The 6,076-nt window shown below is 64.4% G+C and carries 6 protein-coding genes; 2 read left to right on the forward strand and 4 right to left on the reverse strand.

All coding sequences use genetic code 11. The annotated features are described in order from the left end of the window. The coding region (locus WBB85_RS11560) for a hypothetical protein (RefSeq protein ID WP_432638764.1) at positions 1–226 on the reverse strand (226 nt) is incomplete at its 3' end. A 78-nt stretch (positions 227–304) separates the two neighbouring features. Next, positions 305–952, reverse strand: a complete 648-nt coding sequence (locus WBB85_RS11565) for a pyrimidine 5'-nucleotidase (RefSeq protein ID WP_432638766.1) — start codon at positions 950–952, stop codon at positions 305–307. Between the two features lie 197 nt (positions 953–1,149). Here WBB85_RS11565 and WBB85_RS11570 point away from each other — a divergent pair, with 197 nt between their 5' ends. Continuing rightward, on the forward strand, positions 1,150–1,779 hold the full coding sequence (locus WBB85_RS11570; protein ID WP_432638767.1) for a GntR family transcriptional regulator: 630 nt from the start codon (positions 1,150–1,152) through the stop codon (positions 1,777–1,779). On the opposite strand, the gene WBB85_RS11575 is transcribed toward WBB85_RS11570, so the two are convergent. Together WBB85_RS11575 and carA are read right to left on the reverse strand one after the other, a co-directional pair. After that, the gene (locus tag WBB85_RS11575; protein ID WP_432638768.1) at positions 1,717–3,957 is read right to left on the reverse strand and encodes a glycosyltransferase; all 2,241 of its coding nucleotides are present in this window, start codon (positions 3,955–3,957) and stop codon (positions 1,717–1,719) included. The genes WBB85_RS11570 and WBB85_RS11575 overlap by 63 nt on opposite strands. A 161-nt stretch (positions 3,958–4,118) precedes the next feature. Continuing rightward, positions 4,119–5,285, reverse strand: a complete 1,167-nt coding sequence (gene carA, locus WBB85_RS11580) for a glutamine-hydrolyzing carbamoyl-phosphate synthase small subunit (protein ID WP_432638769.1) — start codon at positions 5,283–5,285, stop codon at positions 4,119–4,121. A gap of 182 nt (positions 5,286–5,467) precedes the next feature. On the opposite strand from carA, the gene WBB85_RS11585 reads away from it, so the two are divergent. After that, positions 5,468–5,926, forward strand: a complete 459-nt coding sequence (locus WBB85_RS11585) for a GatB/YqeY domain-containing protein (protein WP_432638770.1) — start codon at positions 5,468–5,470, stop codon at positions 5,924–5,926. Positions 5,927–6,076: the final 150 nt, after the last annotated feature.

A 6,076-nucleotide genomic window follows, 5' to 3' on the forward strand; every position in this document is an offset into this window, starting at 1 on the left:
GCGTGATCAGGATCAGCGTGGCGAAAATCAGCGGTACCGTAGCCAAAGCGGTCATTGCCAGTGCGACGAGCCCCCAGGTTTTGACCGCCAGCACCAGAAGCGTCAGCAGGATGACAAGGAAATAGAGGATGTTGTCCTTCGTCCCGTGGATCAGGTCGCGGGCGATCCAGCCGATGACGGGAATGGCAAAGTACCAGGGGCGGTGGTCAGATGTGTTCGCTGTCATGGGTTTTCCTCCTGCGCTGGGTGGCAGGTAGGGCGCAGCACCGTCCGCGGCAACCGGTCGCGATGCCGCAGGTGGGGCTCAGCGGATGAGGGCGGTCAGAAAGCCCGGCAGGTCGTCGGTATGGTGGTGGATGAAGGGGGCGGGTGCAGGCTCGGGCGCCACATGCACCGTGCGCATCCCCATCTCATGCGGCGCAGCGAGGTTGCGGGTGTCGTCCTCGAACATTGCGGCGCGGTCGGGGGCGATGCTGTCGCGGGCAAAGATCGCCTCAAACGCCGCGCGTTCGGGTTTGGGCCGGTAGCCTGCATGTTCGACGCCGTAGATGGCATCGAAAATCCCGGTCAGGCCCCGCGCGGCAAGAACCCGTTCGGCATAGGGCGCGGAGCCATTGGTATAGACGATACATCGACCCGGCAGAGCCGCGATGGCATCCCGCAGGTTCGGATCGGGTGTCAGCGCGTCGAACGAGATATCGTGGACGTCAATGAGATAGGGATCGGGGTCGAGCCCGTGTTCATGCATCAGCCCGGCCAGCGTCGTACCGTAAAGCTGCCAGTAATGACTGCGCAGCCGGTCGGCCTCTTCCCGTGGAACGCCAAGCGCGTCCATCACATAGGCCGTCATCCGCTGTTCGATCTGATCGAAGAGCCGGACCGAAGGCGGATAGAGCGTATTGTCGAGGTCGAAGACCCAGGCCTCGACATGGGAAAAGGTATCGCGCGGCATGGCGCGACCTTAGGGTGTTTCGTGTTTGTATTGAATCGGAAAACGAACCTCGTTCGTTCGATTTCCGATAAAGGTGGCCGCAGCGAAAATCCGAAACGCCTTGGGGCTGCGCGCATGGGCCGCAATGGGATGGGTTGCCAAGGACTGTCGCCCGCGCATAGGCTCCGCCCCGCGAGGGACGGGCAGGAGGGAACGCGATGCAGAAAGACGCCTATACGCTGATATTGGAGGCGATTGACGGCGGCATTTACCGGCCCGGCGACCGGCTGGTGGAGGCGGAACTGGCCGAACGGTTCGGTGTGTCGCGGACCCCGGTGCGCGAGGCGTTGCAGCGGCTCGAAACACAGTCGATGCTGGCGCGTGACGGGCGGTCGCTGATCGTGGCTTCGCTCGATCACAATCAACTGGCCGAGCTTTACGTCGTGCGGGCGGAACTGGAGGGGCTGGCCGCGCGGCTTGCGGCGAAACATGCGAGCCCCGAAGAGGTCAAGGTTCTGGCCGATATGGTCGAGGCCGATCGTGCCTATCTGGATGATCCGGCCGCGCTTTCGCGCGCCAACCGGCGCTTTCACAAACAGATCCATCTGGCCTCGCATAACCGCTATCTTGTGCAGCAGCTTGACCTTGTGCACCGCTCCATGGCCTTGCTTGCCACGACCTCGCTTGCCGCCGAAGGGCGGGGGACGGCTGCTTTGGCCGAACATGAGGCGATCGTGACGGCGATTTCTGACGGCGACGGTGATGCTGCGGCCGAGGCTTTGCGCTCACATATCTCCAAGGCTTTCGAGACCCGGCTTAAGCTTGATGCCGGTGCCGGGGAGGGGTGAGCGCAGTATATAGGGCCCGTCATCGGTCCTGGCGGAAACCAGCGTGAGGTCCGGACGCCGCACCGGTGCCGGTTCGAATGCGGCCCGATCCTCGGCCACCATCGCCAGCGGTGCGGCTGCACGATCGTCAGGCAGGGTGTAACCCCGTGACGACGGGCCGTCCGGTTGCGTCACATGCAGCCTGAGCGTTGGCACCACGACCGGGACAAGGATCGGATCGGTCAGCAGCAGGACAGGCAACAGATCTCCGCTGTTCAGCCGAGCGGCGACGACGCCATGGGCGGTCTTGTCCCAGTAGAAGGGCCGGGTGATCCATTCGTAGAACGCCTTGTAGGACGAAAAACAGGCCAGCGGGAAATAGAGGTGCTGGGTCGGCACCCATTTCTGCAGATGGCGGTGGGACGTGCCGCGCGTGGCCCAAAGGCCGACCGTTACATTGATAATCTCGGCCGCGATGAAAAGCAGGCAAAGCGCTGTCAGCGCCGTGGCGGGCATGATGCCGGACAGGGGATGCGACCAGCCGAAAGCAACGGGCCAGAAGCTCCACAGAACCGGTGCCAGCAGCGCCTGCGACAGGGATCCGACAAAGACGATCTGCACCCCAAGGAACCGTCGCGCGCCGAGTTCGCGCCAGAGCCGTTGCGGCGCACGCATATGGGTGGCCCAGGTGATGGCAAACCCCTTCTGCCAGCGCGACCGCTGCCGGATCCAGGTCACCGCGTGGGAATTCGGTTCCTCCTCGGTCACGGTATCGGCCATTTCGGTGCGATAGCCGTGGCGGGCAAGGCGCAGGCCCAGATCGGCATCCTCGGTGACATTATGCGCGTCCCAGCCGCCAAGCTCTTCCAGCACTCTGCGCCGGAAGAACTGCGTCGTGCCACCCAGTGGCACCACGAAACCAAGCCGCGCGATCCCCGGCAGCACCGCGCGGAACCAGGCCGCATATTCGACGGTGAAGCATCGTGTCAGCCAGTTGTGCCGCGCATTATAGTAATCGAGAATGCCCTGAAGGCAGGCAACCTCTGGTCCTGCGCTGTTGAAATGCCGCACGATCTTCTGGATCTGCTGCGGTTCGGGCGCATCCTCGGCATCCCAGACCCCGACGATGGAGCCGCGGCAGAAATTGAGCGCGTAATTGAGCGCGCGCGGCTTGGTGCGGATCGGGCCGTCGGGAACGGTGACCACCCGCATCCAGCGCGGAAGGTCGTGGCGTCGCAGGGCAGCGAGCGTTGCCGCGTCATCCTCTTCGACCACCAGCAGGATATCCAGCAACTCCTTGGGATAGTCGATCCGCCCGATCCGGCGGATCAGCCGTGGCGCGATATCGTCTTCGCGGAACAAAGGCACCATGACCGAGACGATGGGCAGACGGGCGGGCAGGGCGGCCGGTGGGGTGGCGGCCTTTTGGCGCTGGGCGCTGACTTCGGACAGGAAACAGATCAGCTTCAGACCGGAACAGGCGATGAGCGAAAGGCTTGCCCATAGCAACAGGGCCGCCAGAACAACCTGTGGTGCGACCAGCGCCGTCGCCAGCGTGGTGCCAAGTACGGCGAATGCCAATCCACGGGTCCGGTCGGTATCCTGTGTCCGGCAGCTTTCGGCCGCGTTCACCCGTGTTTCAGCGCCCCGGATCAGCGCGGTCTGGCGCGCCGCGATCAGGGCGGCATGAATGTCACGCTCTGGTGCAAGGGCCATGACGACCGGTCCGAACCCCTCGGGCAGGGCCGTGCGCATTTCGGCGAAATGATCCGGGCACGATGTCGCAAGGACCGTCGCACCGCCGATCCTGTGCCAGGGCAGCACGTAATGGGACAGGCAGAACTCGGCACCCAGCCGGTCCATCAGCCGCGTATCGGGCGGGTCTTTCAGAAGGTCGACCGCCTTTGCGCCCCATTGCGCCGACAGCGCGGCCATGAGGTCGGCCTCACTGACCCAGCGATGGGTCAGAAGTATGTCGCCAAGCGGCACATCCTCCCGGTCCTTCAGGGCCAGCGCCTTGAGAAGGTTGCCGGGATCGAGCGCGCCCATGTCGACCAGAATCTGGCCAAGTGGTACGCGCTGCTCTGCGCGGCGGCTGGGTTGGATGCGGGGGGGGAAGGTTGCGATGCCGGGGTCGGACGTCACGCGCGGCGTGGCCGGTTCTGGAACGAGCTGGAGATGCGGCACGGCGGCTGACATCGGGATTCCCCGGCTGGATTGCAGCCACCAGCCTCTACCGGCGTGGTTAATAGCGCGTTAATCGTGAAAAACCGCTCCCGACGGCCTGTCGGGATCTGTGTTCAGGCCGCCCCTTGCCCGACTATCGGCGGGCGCGGCCTTCTGGATCGGCGGGATCGATTTCAGGCGGCGCGGCGGGCGCGCATGGCTTCAGCGAAACGCTCAAAAAGGTAGAAGCTGTCCTGCGGCCCGGGGCTTGCCTCGGGGTGATGCTGGACCGAAAAGACCGGGCGGCCGTCCAGCCTTATGCCGCAATTCGACCCGTCAAAGAGCGAGATATGGGTTTCGCTGACGCCCTTGGGCAGGGTCTGGGCATCGACGGCAAAACCGTGGTTCATCGAGGTGATCTCGACCTTGCCGGTCTCCACATCCTTCACCGGATGGTTGGCGCCGTGATGGCCGTGGTTCATCTTGATCGTCTTGGCGCCGACAGCAAGGGCCAGCATCTGGTGGCCAAGGCAGATGCCAAAGACCGGTAGGTCGCGGGTCAGCACGTCCTTGATCATCGGCACGGCATAGTTCCCGGTCGCCGCCGGATCGCCGGGGCCGTTCGACAGGAACACACCTTCGGGATTGTGCGCCAGCACCTCTTCGGCGGTGGCCGTGGCGGGCAGGACGGTCACGTCGCAGCCCGCACTTGCAAGGCAGCGCAGGATGTTGCGTTTTGCGCCGTAGTCGATGGCGACCACGCGGAACCCGTCGCCGGTCCGCTTGCCGTATCCGTCGGGCCAGGCCCAGCGGGTCTCATCCCAGCGGTAGCTTTGGGGGCAGGTCACGTCCTTGGCCAGATCGAGGCCGACAAGGCCCGACCAGCCCCGCGCCTTCGCGACCAGCGCTGCGATGTCGAAATTGCCATCCGGATCATGGGCCAGCGCCACATGCGGCGCGCCCTGCTGACGGATCGCCCGGGTCAGACGACGGGTATCAAGCCCACCAATACCGATCCGGCCGCGCCGTGCCAGCCAGGCCACCAGATCTTCGGCGGCGCGCCAGTTCGACGGTTCAGTCGGGTCCCACTTCACCACCATTCCGGCCGCGACCGGCTCGGCGGTTTCGTCATCCTCGGGATTGACGCCGGTATTGCCGATATGGGGGAAGGTGAAGGTGACGACCTGTCCGGCATAGGACGGGTCTGTCATGATCTCCTGATAGCCGGTCATCGCGGTGTTGAAGCAAAGCTCTGCCACCGTCTCGCCCGTGGCCCCGAACCCATGCCCGTAAAAGACGGTGCCATCGGCCAGTGCGAGGCAGGCGGTCGGCTTGGCACTGGAGGCGGAGGTGGTGGACATGGCGCGACTCCCCGGGTCTCAAATCCCGCGGAACCTACGGGGGGGCGGGGTTCGGGTCAAGGGGGCGATGCTGAATAGGCTTACGCAACGTTTACAATGACTTACGCAAAATTCTCCCGGTTGTGTCTGCCCGGGCTTGGCGATATGGTGGGAACTTCGGAAGCTCAGGGGATGGAGACCCGATGGATATGCGTGAACGGATCGGTACTGCGTTGAAAGATGCGATGCGATCCAAAGAGGCCGAGCGTCTGTCGACGCTGAGGCTGATCAATGCCGCGATCAAGGACCGCGATATCGCCCTGCGGGGTGAGGGCGGCGAGGCCACCGTGGGCGATGGCGAGGTGCTGTCGATCCTTGGTCGCATGGTCAAGCAGCGCCAGGAATCGGCGCGCGCCTATGAAGAGGGCGGGCGGCTGGAACTGGCGGAAAAGGAACTGGCCGAGGTCAAGGTGATCGAGGAATTCCTGCCGCGCCAGCTGGATGAGGGCGAGGTCACGGCCGCCATCGACGCCGCAGTTGCCGAGATCGGCGCAGGCTCGATCCGCGACATGGGCAAGGTGATGGCCGCGCTCAAGGCCAGATATAGCGGCCAGATGGATTTCGGCACGGTCGGTCCCATGGTCAAGGCGCGGCTTGGCTGAGCGGGAGAATTGCCTCAACGCTCCGCTGGAAAATCTCCCGGGGGGAGTACCTATACTCGTCATTTGCGCTTTGCTGGCGTGACCGGGACTTTGCTGCCTTCGTGGAAACGCCTCTTCGCCCGGGAACAAGCCGAAGGCGCCGGGCGTGCG

It is taken from the genome of Albidovulum sp. (genome assembly GCF_049646345.1).
GTDB lineage: Bacteria > Pseudomonadota > Alphaproteobacteria > Rhodobacterales > Rhodobacteraceae > Albidovulum.

Excerpts from the sequence above, each read along its gene's own strand:
- WBB85_RS11565 (WP_432638766.1), bottom strand. The coding sequence starts at position 952 with ATGCCGCGCGATACCTTTTCCCATGTCGAGGCCTGGGTCTTCGACCTC.
- WBB85_RS11570 (WP_432638767.1), top strand. The coding sequence starts at position 1,150 with ATGCAGAAAGACGCCTATACGCTGATATTGGAGGCGATTGACGGCGGC.
- WBB85_RS11575 (WP_432638768.1), bottom strand. The coding sequence starts at position 3,957 with ATGTCAGCCGCCGTGCCGCATCTCCAGCTCGTTCCAGAACCGGCCACG.
- carA (WP_432638769.1), bottom strand. The coding sequence starts at position 5,285 with ATGTCCACCACCTCCGCCTCCAGTGCCAAGCCGACCGCCTGCCTCGCA.
- WBB85_RS11585 (WP_432638770.1), top strand. The coding sequence starts at position 5,468 with ATGGATATGCGTGAACGGATCGGTACTGCGTTGAAAGATGCGATGCGA.